The sequence below is a fragment of the Aminobacter sp. HY435 genome, assembly GCF_027568395.1.
GTDB lineage: Bacteria > Pseudomonadota > Alphaproteobacteria > Rhizobiales > Rhizobiaceae > Aminobacter.
The window spans coordinates 191,468-210,695 of record NZ_JANKZL010000010.1 but is presented as its reverse complement, the minus strand read 5'-3'; the positions used below and the strand labels follow the sequence as shown (position 1 = coordinate 210,695).

Here is a 19,228-nt window from a genome sequence, read left to right as displayed (position 1 = left end):
GTCGCGGGCAAGCCGCCAGTCGCCGACGCGCCGTCAAAACGAAAGCGCCCGCGATCTGCGATCGCGGGCGCTTGCCTGTTGCATCGTGCTGGAGTGCTTAGGCTTCCTGAATCGCCGAGAGCTGCCAGTCACCGCCGTTCTGGCGCACGAACGTCCAGAGTTCGGTCGTCTCGGTTGGCTCCTTTTCGTCGCCGTCCACCACTTCGCCGGTCGCCCGGTCGCGCGTCACGTCGATCGACGAGTACTGCATGGCGGCGGTGGCATAGTCGCGGTCGCCCTCGCTCCAGGCCTCGGCGATGTCGGCTTGCAGGAGCTGAACGTCGGAGACGTCGTTGCGAACGCCTTTCTGCGCGTTGTCGGCGAGTTCTTCAGATAGGTAGGAAACCATTTCCGGCGTGACCAGCTTGCGCAGGGCCTTGTGGTCCTCGCGCCCGAAGGCCTCCTGAACCTCGGTCAGCATGCGTTGGAAGGTGTCAAGATCTTCACCGGACACCGTGATCTCGGTGCTGACAGGCTGCTGCGGGGCAGCCGAGCGGCTGCCGCCGATGCTCGGAATGCTGAACGAGCGGCTTGCGCCATTGCTCTTTCCAGCGTCCGACGGCGCTGCGTCGCGATAGCTGAAGTTGCCGCCGCCGGCACCTGCGCCGGCCATCGCCGGACCCGAAGCAGGCGCCTGGCGCGAGCGGAACAAACGCAGGGCGAGCCAGATGGCGCCGCCGATCAAAGCCACCTGCAGCAGCATGCCGAACATGCCGGCGAGACCGCCGAAGCCCTGTCCGAGCAGCATGCCGATCAGGCCGCCCATCAACAGGCCGCCCAGCATCGAGCGCCCGAAGCCGCCCATGAAGCCGGGGCGCTGCTGTGCAGCCGCACCCGGACGGGCCGCGTTGGTGGCAGGATTTGCCGCTTGGCCGGCGTTCGGCGACATCGAACGCTCGACCGGAGCGGTCGGCTGCGGTGCGGTTCGCGTCGGCGGGGCCGACTGGAAGGTTCGCGTTCCACGGCTGCCGAAGCTGCCGCCGCGGCGGGCATCGGCCTGGTCGACGGCGACCATGGAGAACGCAAGGAACAGGCCCGCGAAAAGAGTGGCAAAGCGGGTCGTTCGGGACAATTTCATCGGCGGTTCCTCACACTGAAGTCCGCCCTCATATAATGTCTAACAAGTGTAGTGTCAGTGCTTGGTGCGAATTTTTCGAGCGGACCTAATAACTTCATCGTTATTCGATCCGCTGCCGCGAAGCCGGCGCACGTGAAAAATGTCGCGCGGCGCCAGGGCATCCATGGCTTGCGGCCGGCGATCGCATGCGCAAATGGCCAAAAACCTCCGTTTTCGGCCTCTCGCCCTGTGCATCGTAACAGAACTGACATGGTCCCGACATTGCAGCTTCATGGGCCGGGTCTAGGCCGATGCCAGAAACGGGGCGGAAAGCCCTGACGGACAGGGAAGCCACGATGCTCGAAATTCGCAACGTCACGCGCCGCTTCGGCAAGAATGTCGCCGTGAATGGTGTCAATCTCCAGATCCAGCAGGGCCAGATGGTCGGCATCATCGGCCGCTCCGGCGCCGGCAAGTCGACGCTGCTCAAGACCATCAACCGCCTGATCGACCCAAGTCAGGGCTTGATCGTCTTTGATGGCACCGAAGTGTCTTCGCTAAAGGGTCCGGCATTGCGCCGCTGGCAGCGCGACTGCGCCATGATCTTCCAACAGTTCAACCTGGTGCCGCGCCTAGACGTGCTGACCAACGTGCTGCTCGGCCGCCTCAACCATCGTTCGACCGGGCTCAACCTGCTCGGCATCTTCTCCCGCGAGGAACGCATCCGGGCGATCGCCGCGCTCGAGCGTCTCGACATCACCCGCACCGCGCTCCAGCCGGCAGGCACGCTGTCGGGCGGCCAGCAGCAGCGCGTCGCCATTGCCCGCGCCCTGATGCAGGAGCCGAAGCTGATCCTCGCCGACGAGCCGATCGCCTCGCTCGACCCGCTCAACGCCAAGGTGGTGATGGACGCGCTGCGCGACATCAACCTGCGCGACGGCATCACCGTCATCACCAACCTGCACACGCTCGACACCGCTCGCACCTACTGCAACCGCATCATCGGCATGCAGGGCGGCGCGGTGGTCTTCGACGGCGCGCCGGAGGAACTGACCATCGAGGCCGTCCGTCTCGTCTATGGTGCCGACGCTGACGGCGCCGAGATTTCCGAAGCCATCACCTCGACCAGCATCCGCCCCGTCAGGGCGAAGCCTGCGATATCCGCCGCACCTCTGGAACCGGTCTACGCACCGGCCTGAGGCGGTCCACGGTCGTCTCGCCCGCGTCAAGGGCCTGCAATCAGCAACTGCACATGACCCGGCGATGCCGGGCCAACCTGGAGATTTGTCATGTTCAAGAACGCACTTCTGGGCGCTGTTTCGCTTGCCGTCCTGGCAATCGGACAGGCCCATGCCGCAGACCTCAAGGAATTCCGCATCGGCCTGATCGGCGGTGAAAACGAAGCCGACCGCCTGCGCAACTTCCAGTGCCTGGTCGACCAGCTGCCGGCCGTCCTCGGCGTCGAAAAGGTGTCGCTGTTCCCCGCCGCCGACTATGACGGCACCGTCCAGGGCCTGCTTGGCGGCACGCTCGACTACGCCGAACTCGGTGCTTCCGGCTATGCCAAGATCTACCTGCAGAGCAAGGACGCGGTCGAGCCGATCCTGACCACGGTCCAGACCGACGGCGCCACCGGCTACTACACCATCATGGTCGCCAAGAAGGATTCGGGCATCACCAAGCTCGACGACCTCAAGGGCAAGAAGCTCGGCTTCGCCGATCCGGACTCGACCTCGGGCTACCTGATCCCCGTCACCGCGCTGCCCAAGGATCTCGGCGGCGTCGCCGTCAAAGACTTCGTTGCCGAGACCGGCTTTGGCGGCGGCCATGAAAACCTCGTCCTCGAAGTGCTCAAGGGCACCTTCGACGCCGGCACGACCTTCGGCTCGGGCGTCGGCGAATTCAAGGACGGCTACACCTCGGGCAACCTGAAGAAGATGGTCGACAAGGGCATCCTCGACATGGACGACCTGGTCGAAGTCTGGCGGTCGCCGCTGATCCCGAACGGCCCGCTCGTCGTGCGCACCTCGCTCGACGCCGACATCAAGGCCAAGTTCAAGGACTTCATGGTCAAGCTGCCGGAAACCGATCCGGCCTGCTTCTCGGCGATCCAGGGCGGCGACTTCAAGAGCTACACCGAAGTCACCCCCGAGTTCTACCAGCCTGTGATCGACGCCCGCAAGGCGCAGATCGGCAGCTAAGCCTTCAGGCAACTCCGGCGCGCGGTGGCCATCTGCGGCGCGTCGTCTTTTTGTTCGGGACCGGAAGCACCATCCATGACCATGCCCCTTTCGGAAGCAGGCCTTGCGGTCGAGCGCCACTGGCGCGAGCTCGCTGGCCGCCGCCGCCTCTACACGATCGGTGGACTGCTCTTTCTCTTTGTCGCGCTCTCCGGTTCGCTGTGGTTCGCAAATGACAGCAACGCCGGCAAGTTCTTCGACCGGCTGCCCCACTTCTTCGACTTCACCGACCAGATGATCCCGCGCGACGGGCTGGAAGTTGGCCGCGCGCTGTTCGACCTGCCCTCGCCCTATGACGACGGCAGCCTGAAATTCGATTACCCGGAAGGCCGGATGTACCTTTTCGGCCCGGTCTACGTGCCCGAATACGTCTACAAGATGATCGAGACGATCAACATCGCGCTCGTCTCCACCATCATCGGTTTCGCCATCGGCTTCCTGCTCTGCTTCCTCGCCGCGTCCAACCTGGTGACGCAGCGTTGGCTGCGCTTCTTCGTCCGCCGTTTCCTCGAGATCCTCCGCGCCTTTCCCGAAATCGTCATTGCCGGCTTCTTCCTCGCCATCCTGTCGATGGGCGCGATCCCGGCGATCATCGCCGTGTCGCTGCACACCATCGGCGCGCTCGGAAAGCTGTTTTTTGAAGTGGTCGAAAATGCCGACATGAAGGCCGACGAAGGCTTGCGCGCCGTCGGCGGTAACTGGCCCGAGCGCGTCTGGTTCGGTATCGTGCCGCAGGTCATGCCCAACTTCCTGAGCTACGCGCTGCTGCGGCTGGAGATCAACGTGCGCGCCTCGACCATCATCGGCGCGGTCGGCGGCGGTGGCATCGGCGAGGCGTTGCGCCTGTCGATCAGCCGCAATCACGAAGCCAAGACCATCGCCATCATCATCCTGTTGTTCTGCACCATCGTCACCGTCGACCAGCTCTCGGCTTGGCTTCGCAAGAAGCTGGTTGGTGAGCAGGCCTTCGCCTTCGGCCGCGGGGAATAAGCCATGACCACTCTTTCCATGACCGACAGGCGGGCAATCGGCGATCGCCATCCCGAACTCCTTGCCGGCTCCTGGCGCAAGCGCCTGATCGGTTGGGCCGTCGGCGTCGGCATCGTCGCCTACCTTGCCTTCGCCTGGTGGTTCTTCAGCGTCGGCGCGGTGCTGGCGGCAGGAAACTGGGGCATCGCCGGCACCTATCTCGCCGACTGGGTGTCCCACGAAGTGCGGCCGCAGATCGATTTCCGCGACGACCGCCTCGACGTCAGCTACCCGCGCTTTTCATCCTATCGCGCCGACCGCCATCCCGAATGGCTGAGCTTCGGCGAGCCGGTGGCCACCGCCGCAGCACCGGCGGCCAACAAGACCTCCGCAGGCAGCGTGACCGCCCGTATCGGCCGCCGCGATACCATCGAAATCACCCCGTCGAACGTCGTCGTCACCCGTGGCACCGAGACGCTCGCCGTCGCCGTGGTTCCGGAAAAGAGCATCAGCGTCGAAGGCGAACTACCGGCCTGGGCCACCCAGAAAGCGCCCGGCGAAAAGATCACGGTCGATTTCGGCTTTGCCGGCAGCGCCCAGATCGACGCCGACGACGTCAAGATCCGCCACCGCTTCCTCGGCTGGGAGAACTTCTTCTTCGACGCCAATTCGCCCTTCTGGGGCATGTCCTTCAGCCAGGTCACGGGCCTCATGGTGTCGGACGAACGCATCGACCCGAAGATGTCGAACTTAGCCCTTGCCTGGGACAACGTCGTCAACAACGCCGAATGGCAGCATGGCGACGTCTGGCTCAAGCTCGCCCAGACCATCGTGATGGCCTTTGTCGGCACGCTGTTTGCCAGCCTGCTTGCATTCCCCCTCGCCTTCATGGCGGCGCGCAACATCACCCGCAACCGTCTGGTCAACCAGGTCACCAAGCGCTTCTTCGACTTCCTGCGCTCCGTCGACATGCTGATCTGGGCACTGTTTTTCACCCGCGCCTTCGGCCCCGGCCCGATTGCCGGCATCGCGGCGATCTTTTTTACCGACACCGGCACCTTCGGCAAGCTCTACTCGGAAGCGATCGAAAACATCGACGACAAGCAGCGCGAAGGCATGCGTTCCGTTGGCGCTTCGCCGGCTTCGGTCCAGCGCTACGGCGTGGTGCCGCAGGTGCTGCCGGTGCTGGTCAGCCAGTCGCTCTATTTTTGGGAATCAAACACCCGCTCTGCCACCATCATCGGAGCGGTCGGTGCCGGCGGCATCGGCCTCAAGCTGTGGGAGGCCATGCGCACCAACTCCGATTGGGAGAATGTCGCCTACATGGTCCTGCTGATCCTGATCGTGGTGTTCATCTTCGACAATATTTCGACGGCATTGCGCCACCGGCTCATCGGCAAGAAGGCCAGCGACTAAACAGCTATGGCCGGCCTTGCAAATCTTGCGGAGTCGGCCACTACTTCGTCAAACTGTCACGCAAATCATCTATCGGGCGATCGCCGGACGCATGCTCCCAATAGGGACCGTTTTCGGAATGACCGCCTTCCAACAAGCGACGAGCCGATCAGATCGAAACGGCTCGGAGGGACCGCTTCATGCGCTACGCCATCTATTTCACACCGGAGCAGGACGACCCGTTGTGCCGCATCGCAGCTGGCTGGCTCGGGCGCGACGCGTTCGGCGGCGCAGCCAGCGCCGCCAAGGCATTTGGCGACCTCTCGGCGGCTGAGGTGGCGTTCCACACGGCGGCGGCGCGGCGCTACGGTTTCCACGCCACGCTGAAGGCGCCGTTCCGCCTGGCCGGCGACACCACCCAGAAAGCCCTGACCGACGCGGTTGCGGCCTTCGCCGCCGCGAACGCGCCGTTTGACATTCCTCGCCTGAAGCTCGCCCAGATCGACAGCTTCTTCGCGCTTGTGCCGGCCGAGCCCCTGCCGGAACTGCAGACCTTCGCCGGCGATGTCGTCAGCGCCTTCGAGCCGTTCCGCGCGCCATTGACCGACGCCGAGATCGCCCGGCGCAACCCCGAAGCGCTGTCGCCGCAGGAATGCCGGCATCTGAGCCAGTGGGGCTACCCCTACGTCTTCGACAGCTTCCGTTTCCACATGACACTCACCGGCCGCGTGGCCACCGATGAGGCGCCGCGCGTCCGCGCCGCAATCGAACAGTGCCTGGGCAACGAACTCGACAAGCCGGTGCCAGTCGCCGGGCTCGCCATTTTCATCGAGCCCACGGCCGGCGCCCCGTTCGAGGCGCTGAGCTACCATGAGCTGGGCACGCAAGCCGAAAGAAAGACCGCTTGAGATGACCGACCTGATACTGAAAAATGCCCGCATCGTGCTTGCCGACGACGTGATCGACGGCTCCATCGTCATCCGCGACGGCAAGATCGCGGAAATCTCCACCGGCCCGTCCAGCATCGGTGAGGACATGGACGGCGACTACGTCATTCCTGGGCTGGTCGAGCTTCACACCGACCATCTCGAAGGCCACTACGCGCCACGCCCGCGTGTGCGCTGGAACCCCATCGCAGCCGTTTTGGCGCATGACGCCCAAGTGGCTTCCGCCGGCATCACCACCGTGTTCGACGCACTGCGCGTCGGCATCGACGACGATTCCGACATGACCTCGGCCGACATGCGCCTGCTCGCCGACGCCATCGAGGACAGCGTGCGCCAGGACCGGGTGCGCGCCGACCACTTCATCCACTTGCGCTGCGAGGTCTCGGCCAATGACTGCCAGAAGGGGTTCGCCGTGTTCGACGGCGACGATCGCGTCAAGCTCGCCTCGCTGATGGACCATGCTCCCGGCCAGCGCCAATTCGTCGATCTGGCGACCTATGCCTACTACTACCAGCGCAAGCTCAAGCTGAACGATGTCGAGTTCCAGGCCTTCTGCGACAAGCGCATGGCCGATTCGGCGCGCAATTCGCGCGTCAACCGCGATGCGATCTCGGCTGCCTGCCATGAACGCGGCATCGTGCTGGCCAGCCATGACGATGCAACGACGGCCCATGTCGACGAGGCGATCTCGCAAGGCATTCGTGTCGCTGAATTCCCGACCACCGTCGAAGCCGCCAGCGCCTCCAAAGGCGCCGGCCTCGGCGTGCTGATGGGTGCGCCCAACGTCATGCGCGGCGTCTCGCATTCCGGCAACGTCTCGGCCCGCACGCTTGCCGAAAAGGGCCTGCTCGACATCCTGTCGTCGGACTACATCCCGTTCAGCCTGATCCAGTCGGCCTTCTTCCTCGGCGAAGTGGTCGAGGGCATCTCGCTGCCGCAGGCTGTGGCGATGGTGTCGAAGAATCCGGCCGCTGCCGTCGGCCTCGACGATCGCGGCATCATCGAGGCGGGACGGCGCGGCGATCTCGTGCGCGTCCGCGTCGACCAGCACGTTCCGGTAGTGCGCACCGTCTGGCGCGAAGGCCGCCGGGTAGCTTAGCAGGCTAGGGCTCGAGCACCTCTTCCTTGTTGATGTCGAGCAGCGTCTTTTCCATGTCGGGCTCCTCGCCCGAGCAGATGCACAGCATCTCGGCATCGCCCTCGCCTACCGACAGGTAGGCATGGCCCATGGTTGAGTCGATGTAGACGCTCTCGCCCGCCTTGAGCCGCACCGGCGCATATTGGTCGGTGTGCAGTTCGATCTCTCCATTCAGCACGATCAGGAACTCTTCGCCGGCGTGGCGCGTCAGCGGCCCGAACTCTTCCAGGGTGCGGGCCCTGGCATTGGCCAGGATCGGCACCATGCGCTTCTTCACCAGGTCGGTGGCGAGGTAATAATAATCGTAGTTGCGCGTCAGCTGGCGCAGCGTGTTGCCCTGCGCCGTCACCGAGCGGCGGGTGCGCGCAGTCGGCTGCTTGCTCGCGCCGCTGAGCAATTCGGTGACATGGATGCCGAGGCCGCTGCACACCTGCAGCAGCTTGTCGTAAGTCAGCGACATCTGGTCGTTTTCGACCTTGGACAGCGTCGACACCGCCACGCCGGTCAGGTGGCTGACGTCCTGCAGGGTCCAGCCATGCTGTTTCCTGAGGTTGCGCAGGCAGTCGCCGAGATTGGGCTGTTCCGACATGACCGTCTCCATCACCCGTAAACAGCTATTGCATGTTCACCGACATCGCAAGATTCGCCAAAATTTTTCCTATCCGCTAAATATTGACCGTATCCGAAAATGATTTTACCAATGGCTATGCAACCTAAAGCTCCACCGAAGAACGTGATCATCATTGGCGGCGGCATCGCCGGCCTGTCGCTCGCCGCATGCGTCCAGCAATGGGCGCAGGTGACGGTGATCGAGCGCGAGACGCAGCTCGGCTATCATGCCAGCGGCCGCTCGGCGGCGCTGTTTTCCGAAACCTATGGCAATGCGCTCGTGCGGGCGCTGTCGGTGGCGAGCCGCGCGGCGATCGTCGACGGCGGTTTTGTCGAGCATGAGCGCGGCGCGCTGCACTTCGGCGGCCCCGAAGACGGCGACACCATCGACCGGATGGCCAGGGAGCAACAGGCGCTGGTGCCGCGCGTCCGCCGCCTGAGCGCGGCCGAGGTCTCCGCCCTCGTCCCCGCGATCTCGCCGGAGCTGACCTGCGGTGGTGTCTACGAACCCGGCGCGATGGACATCGACACCGGCAAGATGGTGCAGGCCCAGGCCAGCGCGCTCAAGACGGCAGGTGGCGTCATCGTCACCGGCGCGGACGTGCTGGAAATCAAGCGCACGCCACAGGGCCTGCGCGTCGTCACTAGCACCGGCATTCATGACGGCGACATCGTCGTCAACGCCGCCGGCGCCTGGGTCGACGTCGTGGCAGCCCGTGCCGGACTTGCCGGACTCGGCTTCACGCCCAAACGACGCACCGCGTTCCTGTTCGACGCACCGGATGGCGTCGACGCACGCGCCTGGCCGCTCGTCGTCGACATCCACGAGCGCTTCTATTTCAAGCCCGATGCCGGACGCCTCATCGGCTCGCTTGCCGACGAGGCCGACAGCGCGCCTTGCGATGCCTATCCCGAAGACATCGACGTCGCCACCGCCGCTTACAACATCGAGGAGGCGACGGGTCTCGTCGTCGGCCGCCCGCAGACGCCATGGGCCGGCTTGCGCACCTTTTCGCCCGACCGCAGCCCGGTCGCCGGGTTCGACCCGCGCCTGCCCGGCTTCTTCTGGCTCGGCGGCCAGGGCGGCTACGGCTTCCAGGTGTCGTTGACCTTGGCGCGGCTGTCTTCGGCGCTGATGCGCGGCGATCCGGTTCCGGCGGATCTGCAAGCGCTCGGCGTGACCTACGATGCCCTTTCGCCCGAGCGTTTCTCTCAGGCTGCCCAGACCCCGTCCCAGCAGATGGTGTGACGAATTCAAGAGATCGGTTGGCGCGGGGAGGAGAACCACCGCGGCGACGTCAACACGAAACCTTACCAGGAGCGTTTGCGATGAAATCCTCAAGCATGCTGCGTGCGGCCCTTGTCGCCTCAACCGTCCTTTTTGCCGGCCAGGCCTATGCCAAGACGCTGGTCTACTGCTCGGAAGCGAGCCCCGAGACCTTCAACCCGATGGTCGGCACGGCCGACTCGACGATGGATGCGGCGGCCAAGACGATCTTCAATCGCCTGGTCGAGTTCAAGCCGGGCACGACGGAAGTCGGACCGGCGCTGGCCGAGACGTGGGACATCTCCGAGGACGGCAAGGTCTACACCTTCCACCTGCGCAAGGGCGTCAAGTTCCACGCCAACGACACGTTCAGCCCGACGCGCGAGTTCAACGCCGACGACGTGCTCTACACCTTCGAGCGCCAGCGCGACGCCAACAACCCGTATCACAAGCTTTCCAACGCGGCTTACGAGTACTTCAACGCGCTCGGCCTCGGCACGATGATCGACAACATCGAAAAGGTCGACGACCACACCGTGCGCTTCACACTGACGGCGCCGAACGTCACCTTCCTGCCCGGCATCGCGCTCGACTACCTGTCCATCCTGTCGGCCGAGCAGACGGAGAAGATGGTTGCCGCCGGCACGCCGGAAGTGATCGACCAGATGCCTGTCGGCACCGGCCCCTTCGTGCTGCAGGCCTACCAGCAGGACGCGCAGATCCGCTACGCCGCCAACAAGGACTACTGGAACGGCGCGCCCAAGGTCGACACGCTGGTGTTTGCCATCACGCCGGAGCCAACCATCCGCGTCGAGCGCATCAAGGCCAACGAATGCCAGGTCGCTGCTCCACCGCCGGCCGCCTCAGTAGCCGACCTCGCCGGCAATCCCGACATCACCGTGCACAAGCTAGAGGGCCAGAATGTCGGCATCCTCGGCTTCAACGTCGAGCACCAGCCGCTCGGCGACAGGCGCATCCGCACCGCACTTGCCAAGGCCGTCAATCGCCAGGCGATCGTGGAAGCCGTGTACCAGGGCGCCGGAACCGTTGCCGGCAGCGTCGTTCCGCCGGCCCAGCTCGGCGCGGTCAAGGATGCGGGAATAGACTACGATCCCGAAGGCACAAAGGCCCTGCTGAAGGAAGCCGGCCATGCGGCGGACCTGTCGATCAGCCTGTGGGCCATGCCGGTGTCGCGCCCCTACAACCCCAACGCCCGCCGCATGGCCGAGATGATCCAGGCTGACTGGGCCGCCGTCGGCGTCAAGTCGGAGATCGTGACCTTCGAGTGGGGCGAATACCTCAGCCGCTCGGCCAAGGGCGAGCATGACGCCTACCTGCTCGGCGGTTCCAGCGACAACGGCGATCCCGACAACATGCTGAGCTACCTGTTGTCTTGCGACGGCGTGAAGGGTGGCTCGAACCGCTCGCGCTGGTGCGATCAGGACTTCGAAAAGCTTTTGCAGCAGGCCCGCGTGACGGCGGATCCCGAGAAGCGCGCCGAACTCTACCGCCAGGCGCAAGCGATCCTCAAGACCGAGGTCCCGCTGGCGCCGATCGGTCATTCGGTGGTCTCGATCCCCGTCCGCAACAGCGTCACCAACTACGTACTCGATCCGTTCGGCCGGCAGAACTTCGCCGCCGTCGACATCGCCGAGTAAAGCTGCATCAGCCCAGGAGAGAGCAGATCGTCATGCTCGAACAATTGAACAATCTGCTCGCAACCTACCGCGCCGATGGCGCGGTTGGCGTCTCGCTCGCTTTTTCGCTCGACGGCCGCGAGACCATCGCAATCACGGCCGGATTGGCGGATCGGCCAAACGATGTGCCGGTTACGCCAGACCGGCTGTTCAAGATCGGCAGCTGCACCAAGACCTTTGTCGCTGCGGCGCTGATGAAGCTTGTCGAGGAAGGCAAGGCCGAGCTCGGCTCACCGATTGCCAGCTGGTTTCCCGACCTGCCCCGGGCAAACGAGATAACCGTGCTCCAGCTGATCAATCATCGCGGCGGCCTGCCGGAGTTCGAATACGACATTCCGATGGACCCCGGCCTGGTGTGGACGCCGGCAAAGCTCGTCGAGCTCGCCTTCGGGATCGGCGGCCAGACCGCGCCTGGTGGCGGCGCCGTCTACAACAACACGGGCTACGTGCTGGCCGGCATGCTGATCGAAGCAGCGTCGGGCCTTTCGCTGGGCGACTATGTCCGTCAGAAAGTCTTGCAGCCGCTCGGCCTCGAGGACACCTGGTCGCCGGCAACCGAGAGCTTTCCTGAAGAACGCATGGTTCGCGGTTACTACCACCGCCCGACGCCCGCTGCCGACGCCAGCACCGCGCTGGCCTCGGGCGGCGAGATGTGGCGCATGGACGGCGTGCTGCCCTTCTCCAACGACTTGCAGGATTCGTCGGCGTTGTTCCCGTTCTCCGGCGCTTATGCCTGCGGTGACATGGTTTCGACGCCGGGCGACCTCGTCGGCTTCATGAACGGGTTGCTGGAGGGACGTCTGCTGCCGCCTCGTCTGCTGGCGGCGATGAAGGACGGCCGCTCCACGGTCAGCTATCCCGGCACGCGCCTGCGCGAAACCGGCGCCGGCCTTATCGCCAGCGAATACGCCGGACGCCTGGTACTCGGCCATCAGGGCAGCATTCCCGGCTATGTCACTGTTATGGAGCACGATCCTGTCTCGCGCCTGACCATCGCCATGACCAGCAATGTCGGCTCCGGCAACCGCCTGTCGTTTTATGCCAGCGGCCTGCACCCGGTGCTCGACCAGGCGATCGCGATCATCCTCGGGGAAAGCTGAGCATCCGCTGCGCCGGGCGTCCCAACGGACGCCGCAGGCATCAGACGCCGAGACTGGCGGCCATCTGGCGAAGGTCAACGCCGAGTTCGGACGTCACCTCCAGCGCGCGGTCCTCGCGCGCTGGAGCGTCACTTTCAGGCGCATGCGCGGCCAGAACCTTGTCGCGCTCGCGAATGAGCGTCGTGATGTCCTTGGCATAGAGGGCGACCACCGCCGCCAGCCAGCGATTGACCAGATAGGACGGCCGCGCAAAATGCAGGTCGAAGCGCGGCATGAGCGCGATGGTCGCCTCGGCATCGAGCCACTGGTCTGCGACCACCCACTGATTGACCGTGAACAGCCTGACCAGCTTGCCGTAGGCGTCGACGCCGATGGCAACGATGTGATGGATCGGGCCGTTCGCCCCCTCCGGCCGCACGAAGCAATGGAAATGTCCGTGCTCGGACAGCCCCTCCTGCGGCGGATGGCTGTGATAGTACCATTGCGCGCCGGTTTCGGGATCGAACACATCGCCGGACGGAAAATGCTCCCACACTGAGACCGACTGCGCCTCGCGCAAGGTCTCGAGCAGCACATTGCTGCCCGACTTCGCCAGCACCTGCTCGCAAAACAGCGCCTGCCTGGCTGCCTCCGACCTTGCTTGGTCCATCGCCTGTCTCTCCAGCCCGAGCTTGGACTATTGCGGCTGCGCCGCGCAAGGCGAAGCTGCGGGGGCGGCCGCACAAGGAGATGCAGCTGGCGCGGCGGCACAGGGCGATGCCGGAGCAGCGGCGCAGGGCGCGGGCGCTGCCGAGCAAGGCGAAGCCGCCGAACAGGGAGAGGCAGCCGCACACGGCGAAGCCGCCGCGCACGGAGCCGCCGCTGCGCATGGACTACCGGCGGCGCAAGGATTGCCCGCAGCACAAGGGTTTCCCGCGGCGCAGGGGTTTCCGGCAGCGCAAGGCGTGGCCGGGGCGCTGGCTGCCGGCGCCGGCTGTGGCGCGGCAAAGCGGTAGTGGTCGACGGCGACCGCCGATGTGGCGGCAAGGAATGCCGTTCCAAACAGGAGCGTGTTGCGTGTGCTCATTGTTTCTTGAACCCGTCGAGGCCGAAGAGAGGACGCAGCGCAACGCCGCCGAGGCTGCCGGCGAAAGCCGAGGCGAACCACAGCCAGCCATGCACGCTGCCGGATGCGATACCGGAGAACAGCGCTCCCACATTGCAGCCGAACGAAAGCCTGGCGCCGTAGCCCATCAAGACGCCGCCAACCGCAGCGGCAAGGAACGAGGCGAACGGCACGTGCACCTTGGGCGCGAACTTGCCCGCCAGCCCGGCGGCAAGCGCTGCCCCCAGGATGATGCCGAAATTCATCACCGAGGTGACGTCGGCGAGAACGCTGGAGCCGAGCGCCTTTGCCGGTCCGGGCCAGGTCCAGAACGCCCAGGTTTCGACCGGAACGCCTGCTGCCTGCGCCACCTTGGCACCCCAAAGGCCAAAGCCGAAGGTCACCGACCAGGGATGCCCTGCGGTCAGCAGCGTCGCGATGTTGAGGCCGGCGAGCAACAGGCCCGCCCCGATAAGCGGCCAGGGGCCGTAGAGAAGTCGCGCAAGGCCGCGGCGCGGCGCAGGCTTGGCCTTTTCGAGCGAGCCATGGGCGCGGCGCTCGACCAGCATGGTCAGCGCGGCAACCGCGCCGAGGCCAATGAGCGTGACGATCACGCCACCCGGCACGCCAAGCGCCCTGCCGAGGCTGATCTCGGGCAGCGACGGCAGCCCCAGCCACCACGGCAGATGCGCGGTGCCGATGACTGCACCGACAATGAAGAACACCAGCGTCACCAGCATGCGCGAGCTGCCGCCGCCGACGGTGAACAGCGTTCCCGAGCCGCAGCCGCCGCCGAGTTGCATGCCGAGACCGAACATCGCCGCGCCGACAAGCACCGAAACGCCGACCGGTGCGAAAGCGCCAACCAGCGCCTGGCCGTTGACCGAACCAAGCCCGAGCAGTGGAATGAATACGACCGCGGCGGCTGCGATCATCAGCGTCTGGGCGCGGATGGCATTGCCGCGACGTTCGACGACAAAGCGCCGCCAGCCCCCGGTGAAGCCGAACGACGCGTGATAGAGCGTGAGCCCCAAAAGACCGCCGATGAGGAACAGAACCGCCTGGCGGCTGTCGATCGCCTGGCCGATAGCGAGCGCTCCGAGAACGAAGGCCAGGACGACGAAAATGACCGGCCCTTTGTCCAGGTTGACAGGCGCGGCCGGCGCCGGCGCAGTGAGATTGAGCTGTGTCATGTCAATTCAGTCGTGAATTCGATTGCATTGTGATGACCCGTTCAAACGCCGATGTCCAGGATCGCTCCTGGACATCGCGTATGCGCGGGATTTGCCTGCGGATCAGGAACCGGGCTGCACGGGACGGGCAGGATCGGCTGCCCACTCAGCCATCGAGCCGTCGTACATCTTGGTGTTCTTGTTGCCTTCGATTTCGCTCAGGCCGAACCATACCACCGATGCCCAATGACCGGTGTTGCAGAAGGCGATGTTGTTTTCGTCCTTGTTGAGACCGACAGCCTTCGACAGGTTGGCGACGGCGTCCTTGGACGCGAACGAGGCCTTGTCGGCATCGTAGAGCTTGCTGTTTTCGAGGTTCTTCGAGCCGGGGATGGTGCCTGCCGCACGCACGACGGGGCTCTTCGCCTCGCCCCTGAACTGGGCAGCCGGGCGGCCGTCGATCAGCTTGGTGCCGTCGGCCAGCGCCTTCTGGACGTCAGCCGTGGTGGCCAGCAGCTCCTGCTTCAGTTCGCCCTTGAAGGCTGTGGCGACCGGCTTGACCACTTCGGTCGAAAGCTCGCCGCCTGCCGCTTCCCAGGCGCGCTCGCCGCCATCGAGGATCGACACGGCATCGTGGCCGAGAACCTTGAACGTCCAGTAGACGCGGGTGGCGCCGCCGAACTCGGACGAGTCGGTGCCGTTCGGCACGATCACCACGTGGCTGTCGTTGCTGACGCCGAGGTCGCCGATGGTCTTTTCGATCTGCGCCAGCGGCGGCAGCATGCCTGGAACGCCATTCACTTCCGCCCGCCAGCCGGCGGTCGCGTAAGGCGCGGTCACCGCGCCGGGTACATGGCCCTTCTCATAGGGATTGCCGGCGTCCTTGGCGATGTCGCGAACATCGATGACAACCAGGCTTTTGTTGCCGAGGTTCGACTTCAGCCAGGCGGCGTCAACCAGTGGCCGGTCCGTCAGGCGCTCAGCCTGGGCGCCGGTGGCAAAGGCCAGAACGGCGCCAAAGGCCGCGGCAGCGAGTGAAAGGCGCATCGCGCAACTCCTGAAAAAAGATTCCAAAAACCAGTTTCGAATGCTGTTATAGGCCGCCTCTGATCGCCAATCACGGCAAAGCCATCCCAATACCAGAGCGGAATCGAAAGCCTGTTCGCAATCCGCGCCAATTCATGGAATTTCGTTCCAGGACATGATTTCGCTTGAGGCTGGCCGGAAAACAATATTGCCTCTTCACAAATCGACCCAATGCGCGGATTTTCTGGGCGGCAACGCGATGCGCTTCCAAGCGTCAACGACGGTGTCCGCGGCGACTGCGCAAGCGATGTCGCGAAAAGCATACAAGGGGACCTGCATGCCTTTGCTCAAGGCCATTGCCGCTGCCGTGTTCGGCACGGTCCTTGCGGTATCAACCGCATTGGCTGAAACGCCGATGGCCACATTGGTCGTCGCCGACGCGATCGACGACGTCATGACCCTTGACCCCGGAGAAGTCGGAGAAGTCGGCGGGGTTTTGACCAGCAGCCAGATCTATCAGTCGTTGGTCAGCATCGATCCGGCCGACCCGACCGCCATTCAGGGGCTGCTTGCCGAAAGCTGGACCATTTCGCCCGATGGCCGCATTTTCACCTTCAAGATGAACCCGCGGGCGCGTTTCGCTTCGGGCAATCCCGTGACGGCCCACGACGCCGAGTTCTCGCTCCGCCGGGTCGTTCATCTGAGGTCGCGATCGGCCTTCATCATCGGCCAGTTCGGTTTCTCACCGGAAAATGTCGACGACCGTATCAAGGCCGTCGACGACCAGACTCTCGTCATCGAGATCGCCGATACCTATTCACCGAGCTTCTTGCTCTACTGCCTGTCGTCCTACATCGCCGGTATCGTCGACAGCAAGACCGTCAAGGCGCACCAGAAAGACGGCGACTACGGCAACGCCTGGCTGAAGGCCGACAATTCGGCAGGATCCGGTCCTTTCAAGCTGAGCAATTGGGAAGCGGGCAAATCGATCCTGCTCGACCGCAACGACAGCTACTGGGACAAGAAACCCGGCGTCGAGCATGTCTTGATCCGCCATGTCGCTGAAAGCGCCGCTCAACTCGCGTTGCTTGAGGCGGGCGAGATCGATGTCGCCAACCGGCTCGGACCGGACGAATTCGATGCCATCGCCGGCGCCCCGCAACTGACCACCCTCAACGGCCGTTCGGGCAATATCTACTATCTCGGGCTCAACGTCCGAAACCAGTACCTGGCCAATCCCAAGGTGGTTGAGGGGATGAAATACCTCGTCGACTACCAGGGCATGGTCGACACGGTCTCGCGCGGCATGATGGAAGTCCATCAGACGATGATCCCCAAGGGTTTTCTCGGCGCCATCGACTACACTCCGTTCAAGTTCGACGTGGCCAAGGCAAAGGCGCTGTTTGCCGAAGGCGGGGTGACCGGCGAGTTTCCGCTCGACATGGTCGTCTGGGACACCCAGCCCTATACCGACATTGCCAAGGCGATCCAGGCCAGCATGGCCAAGGCGGGCGTGATGATCAATCTCCAGGTGGTCGACGGACGCGAGTGGCTCGCGCGCTACCGCAATCACGACCTGGACATCTGGCTGGGCCTGTGGGGCCCCGACTATCCCGACCCGCATTCCAACGCCAAGGCCTTTACGGTCAACAAGCAGGATGCACCAGACGGGTCGGAAGGCATCACCGATCGTTTTGGCTGGAATGCCGGCGCGTTGTCGCCGGAGGCGATGGCTGCCGTTCGCGAACAGGACACCTCCAAGCGCAAGGGCATCTACGAGGCCATCCAGCGGGTCCACAGCCGCGCTTCACCGTTCATCTTCATGTTCCAGGAGGTACGCAAGGTGGGCGTCAGCGCCAAGGTGAAGGGCCTCGTTCTAGGCATGACCTTCTCCGACGACCGTTATTGGGCGGCGTCGAAATAACAGGTCAACTACGGGCTACAAAGAGATCGGGCGGCTGTGCCGCCCGATCGATTGTTCTGGCAGGTTTTCAGTTCGAAATGCGCCTAACCACCGGCGCCACCGCCCGAACCGCCACCGGCCCCACCGGCGCCACCGCCGGAACCACCACCAGCCCCGCCAGCGCCACCGCCCGATCCGCCGCCAGCTCCACCGCCGCCGCCGCCCGATCCGCCGCCGCCGCCGCCACCGCCGCCGCCGCCACCGCCGCCACCGCCGCCGCCACCGCCGCCGCCACCGCCGCCGCCGCCACCGCCGCCACCGCCGCCGCCGCCACCGCCGCCACCGCCGCCGCCGCCGCCGCCGCCACCGCCGCCGCCATCACCATCACCATCATGGCCATCACCACCATTGCCATCACCACCATTGCCGCCGCCGCCGTTGCCGCCGCCGCCGCCGTTGCCGTTGCCGCCGCCATTGCCGTTTCCGTTTCCGTTGCCGTTGCCGTTGCCGCCAGCTCCGTCACCATCGCCGTCGCCACCGTCATCGCCGTCATTTTCGCTGCCGGCTGCCAACACGCCTGAAATCAACGACGTCGTCAGCGGCGGGCATTGGGCCAACTGATCCGAGGACATGATGCTTCCGCGGTTGATGGCGATGCAGCACATCTCGTAGTTGCTTTGCGTGAGGGGCTGGCATTGCGCGGCGCTCATGCGGGGCCGAACATTGCTTTGGGCTGATGCCGAACCGGCAAATCCGATCGCAGCGAGTGCCGATGAAACCAGAAGAATCGTATTGATCCTGCGTGCGCACGTGGGGTACGTCTTCATTTCTTCCTCCTGAGGGAAAAAATGCGCCCGTCCCCAAACTGGCGCTATGATCAAATGTTTCCACGATTGGAAACAATTTGTTAAGCATACTCCCTTTTGAAAACGGTGCAATCGCCGCACCCATGGGTTGATTTATCTAGTCCTAATGTGCTGCTTATCGGTTCCCACCGAGAGAGGGGACAGCACGTGAAAATCCACATGGCGCTCTTTGCGGCCGCCTTGGGCGTGTCCGCTTGCAGTCATTCCAAAACATCGGATTCAAGCATGGTGACAGCCGGCTACGCATTCGCGCCGCCGGCCGCCAACGATTTCTGTGCCAGGCAACCGGAACTTTGCAGCACCACAGGCAAGGCAGCCGTGATGCAGCTGACCAGCGCGCGGGCCAACCAGCTCAAACAGGTCAACGCCGACGTGAACCGTCGCATTCGCCAAAGGGAAGACCAGGCTAACAACGGCCGTGACGACGATTGGCGACTGCCGACCTCGGCCGGAGACTGCGAGGACATCGCCATCCTCAAGAAAAGCGAGTTGCGCAAGCTTGGCTGGCCGGCCTCGACCCTGCTCTTGACCGTCGCGCGCTACCGTGGCGCCGGGCACACGGTGCTGACAGTGCGCACCGACAACGGCGACCTGATACTCGACAACCTGAATGGGTCCGTCAGGAACTGGAAGCATACCCCCTACAGCTATTTCGCCCGCCAGTCGCAATTTGAAGCTGGGAGATGGACCCGGATCAGTTCCTGACCCTCGATCGGCGC

The 19,228-nt window shown here is 64.5% G+C and carries 17 protein-coding genes; 12 read left to right on the top strand and 5 right to left on the bottom strand.

The features are described from left to right. Positions 1–97 precede the first annotated feature (97 nt). Positions 98–1,117, bottom strand: a complete 1,020-nt coding sequence (locus PCJ21_RS16390; RefSeq protein WP_269932484.1) for a Tim44 domain-containing protein — start codon at positions 1,115–1,117, stop codon at positions 98–100. Positions 1,118–1,452: 335 nt separating this feature from the next. Between PCJ21_RS16390 and phnC the strand changes: the two genes are divergently transcribed. From phnC to PCJ21_RS16360, 6 genes are all read left to right on the top strand, one after another. Beyond that, positions 1,453–2,295, top strand: coding sequence for a phosphonate ABC transporter ATP-binding protein (phnC, locus tag PCJ21_RS16385; protein WP_269932483.1), 843 nt, complete (start codon positions 1,453–1,455; stop codon positions 2,293–2,295). Between the two features lie 90 nt (positions 2,296–2,385). Further along, positions 2,386–3,297, top strand: a complete 912-nt coding sequence (gene phnD, locus PCJ21_RS16380; RefSeq protein WP_269932482.1) for a phosphonate ABC transporter substrate-binding protein — start codon at positions 2,386–2,388, stop codon at positions 3,295–3,297. Positions 3,298–3,372: 75 nt separating this feature from the next. Further along, positions 3,373–4,326: a phosphonate ABC transporter, permease protein PhnE gene (phnE, locus tag PCJ21_RS16375; RefSeq protein WP_269932481.1), complete on the top strand. Its 954-nt coding sequence runs from the start codon at positions 3,373–3,375 to the stop codon at positions 4,324–4,326. Positions 4,327–4,329: 3 nt separating this feature from the next. Further along, positions 4,330–5,721, top strand: a complete 1,392-nt coding sequence (phnE, locus tag PCJ21_RS16370; RefSeq protein ID WP_269932480.1) for a phosphonate ABC transporter, permease protein PhnE — start codon at positions 4,330–4,332, stop codon at positions 5,719–5,721. Positions 5,722–5,900: 179 nt separating this feature from the next. Next, positions 5,901–6,608: a DUF1045 domain-containing protein gene (locus PCJ21_RS16365; protein ID WP_269932479.1), complete on the top strand. Its 708-nt coding sequence runs from the start codon at positions 5,901–5,903 to the stop codon at positions 6,606–6,608. A gap of 1 nt (position 6,609) precedes the next feature. Continuing rightward, positions 6,610–7,746, top strand: coding sequence for an alpha-D-ribose 1-methylphosphonate 5-triphosphate diphosphatase (locus PCJ21_RS16360; protein WP_269932478.1), 1,137 nt, complete (start codon positions 6,610–6,612; stop codon positions 7,744–7,746). Between the two features lie 4 nt (positions 7,747–7,750). On the opposite strand, the gene PCJ21_RS16355 is transcribed toward PCJ21_RS16360, so the two are convergent. After that, positions 7,751–8,374, bottom strand: coding sequence for a helix-turn-helix domain-containing protein (locus tag PCJ21_RS16355; protein ID WP_269932477.1), 624 nt, complete (start codon positions 8,372–8,374; stop codon positions 7,751–7,753). A gap of 111 nt (positions 8,375–8,485) precedes the next feature. On the opposite strand from PCJ21_RS16355, the gene PCJ21_RS16350 reads away from it, so the two are divergent. From PCJ21_RS16350 to PCJ21_RS16340, 3 genes are all read left to right on the top strand, one after another. Further along, the gene (locus tag PCJ21_RS16350; protein ID WP_269932476.1) at positions 8,486–9,643 is read left to right on the top strand and encodes an NAD(P)/FAD-dependent oxidoreductase; all 1,158 of its coding nucleotides are present in this window, start codon (positions 8,486–8,488) and stop codon (positions 9,641–9,643) included. A gap of 80 nt (positions 9,644–9,723) precedes the next feature. Next, positions 9,724–11,319 carry an ABC transporter substrate-binding protein gene (locus tag PCJ21_RS16345; protein WP_269932475.1) on the top strand — a complete coding sequence of 532 codons (1,596 nt, stop codon included), beginning with the start codon at positions 9,724–9,726 and terminating at the stop codon, positions 11,317–11,319. Between the two features lie 32 nt (positions 11,320–11,351). Beyond that, positions 11,352–12,458 carry a serine hydrolase domain-containing protein gene (locus PCJ21_RS16340; protein ID WP_269932474.1) on the top strand — a complete coding sequence of 369 codons (1,107 nt, stop codon included), beginning with the start codon at positions 11,352–11,354 and terminating at the stop codon, positions 12,456–12,458. Between the two features lie 40 nt (positions 12,459–12,498). Here the strand turns inward: PCJ21_RS16340 and PCJ21_RS16335 are convergent, their stop codons facing one another. The 3 genes from PCJ21_RS16335 to PCJ21_RS16325 form a co-directional block, all read right to left on the bottom strand. Further along, positions 12,499–13,107 carry a DUF6969 family protein gene (locus PCJ21_RS16335; protein WP_269932473.1) on the bottom strand — a complete coding sequence of 203 codons (609 nt, stop codon included), beginning with the start codon at positions 13,105–13,107 and terminating at the stop codon, positions 12,499–12,501. Positions 13,108–13,520: 413 nt separating this feature from the next. After that, entirely contained in the window at positions 13,521–14,735 is a 1,215-nt protein-coding gene (locus PCJ21_RS16330; protein WP_269932472.1) for a YeeE/YedE family protein, read from the bottom strand. 102 nt (positions 14,736–14,837) lie between these two features. Beyond that, positions 14,838–15,761: a sulfurtransferase gene (locus PCJ21_RS16325; protein ID WP_269932471.1), complete on the bottom strand. Its 924-nt coding sequence runs from the start codon at positions 15,759–15,761 to the stop codon at positions 14,838–14,840. A 316-nt stretch (positions 15,762–16,077) separates the two neighbouring features. Between PCJ21_RS16325 and PCJ21_RS16320 the strand changes: the two genes are divergently transcribed. The 3 genes from PCJ21_RS16320 (at position 16,078) to PCJ21_RS16310 (ending at position 19,214) form a co-directional block, all read left to right on the top strand. Continuing rightward, a complete protein-coding gene (locus PCJ21_RS16320) occupies positions 16,078–17,664 on the top strand; it encodes an ABC transporter substrate-binding protein (RefSeq protein ID WP_269932470.1) in 1,587 nt (528 codons plus the stop codon). Between the two features lie 77 nt (positions 17,665–17,741). Then, the gene (locus tag PCJ21_RS16315) at positions 17,742–18,224 is read left to right on the top strand and encodes a hypothetical protein (protein WP_269932469.1); all 483 of its coding nucleotides are present in this window, start codon (positions 17,742–17,744) and stop codon (positions 18,222–18,224) included. 432 nt (positions 18,225–18,656) lie between these two features. Next, a complete protein-coding gene (locus tag PCJ21_RS16310; RefSeq protein WP_269932468.1) occupies positions 18,657–19,214 on the top strand; it encodes a transglutaminase-like cysteine peptidase in 558 nt (185 codons plus the stop codon). Positions 19,215–19,228 lie beyond the last annotated feature (14 nt).

Excerpts from the sequence above, each read along its gene's own strand:
- PCJ21_RS16390 (WP_269932484.1), bottom strand. The coding sequence starts at position 1,117 with ATGAAATTGTCCCGAACGACCCGCTTTGCCACTCTTTTCGCGGGCCTG.
- phnC (WP_269932483.1), top strand. The coding sequence starts at position 1,453 with ATGCTCGAAATTCGCAACGTCACGCGCCGCTTCGGCAAGAATGTCGCC.
- phnD (WP_269932482.1), top strand. The coding sequence starts at position 2,386 with ATGTTCAAGAACGCACTTCTGGGCGCTGTTTCGCTTGCCGTCCTGGCA.
- phnE (WP_269932481.1), top strand. The coding sequence starts at position 3,373 with ATGACCATGCCCCTTTCGGAAGCAGGCCTTGCGGTCGAGCGCCACTGG.
- phnE (WP_269932480.1), top strand. The coding sequence starts at position 4,330 with ATGACCACTCTTTCCATGACCGACAGGCGGGCAATCGGCGATCGCCAT.
- PCJ21_RS16365 (WP_269932479.1), top strand. The coding sequence starts at position 5,901 with ATGCGCTACGCCATCTATTTCACACCGGAGCAGGACGACCCGTTGTGC.
- PCJ21_RS16360 (WP_269932478.1), top strand. The coding sequence starts at position 6,610 with ATGACCGACCTGATACTGAAAAATGCCCGCATCGTGCTTGCCGACGAC.
- PCJ21_RS16355 (WP_269932477.1), bottom strand. The coding sequence starts at position 8,374 with ATGTCGGAACAGCCCAATCTCGGCGACTGCCTGCGCAACCTCAGGAAA.
- PCJ21_RS16350 (WP_269932476.1), top strand. The coding sequence starts at position 8,486 with ATGGCTATGCAACCTAAAGCTCCACCGAAGAACGTGATCATCATTGGC.
- PCJ21_RS16345 (WP_269932475.1), top strand. The coding sequence starts at position 9,724 with ATGAAATCCTCAAGCATGCTGCGTGCGGCCCTTGTCGCCTCAACCGTC.
- PCJ21_RS16340 (WP_269932474.1), top strand. The coding sequence starts at position 11,352 with ATGCTCGAACAATTGAACAATCTGCTCGCAACCTACCGCGCCGATGGC.
- PCJ21_RS16335 (WP_269932473.1), bottom strand. The coding sequence starts at position 13,107 with ATGGACCAAGCAAGGTCGGAGGCAGCCAGGCAGGCGCTGTTTTGCGAG.
- PCJ21_RS16330 (WP_269932472.1), bottom strand. The coding sequence starts at position 14,735 with ATGACACAGCTCAATCTCACTGCGCCGGCGCCGGCCGCGCCTGTCAAC.
- PCJ21_RS16325 (WP_269932471.1), bottom strand. The coding sequence starts at position 15,761 with ATGCGCCTTTCACTCGCTGCCGCGGCCTTTGGCGCCGTTCTGGCCTTT.
- PCJ21_RS16320 (WP_269932470.1), top strand. The coding sequence starts at position 16,078 with ATGCCTTTGCTCAAGGCCATTGCCGCTGCCGTGTTCGGCACGGTCCTT.
- PCJ21_RS16315 (WP_269932469.1), top strand. The coding sequence starts at position 17,742 with ATGCGCCTAACCACCGGCGCCACCGCCCGAACCGCCACCGGCCCCACC.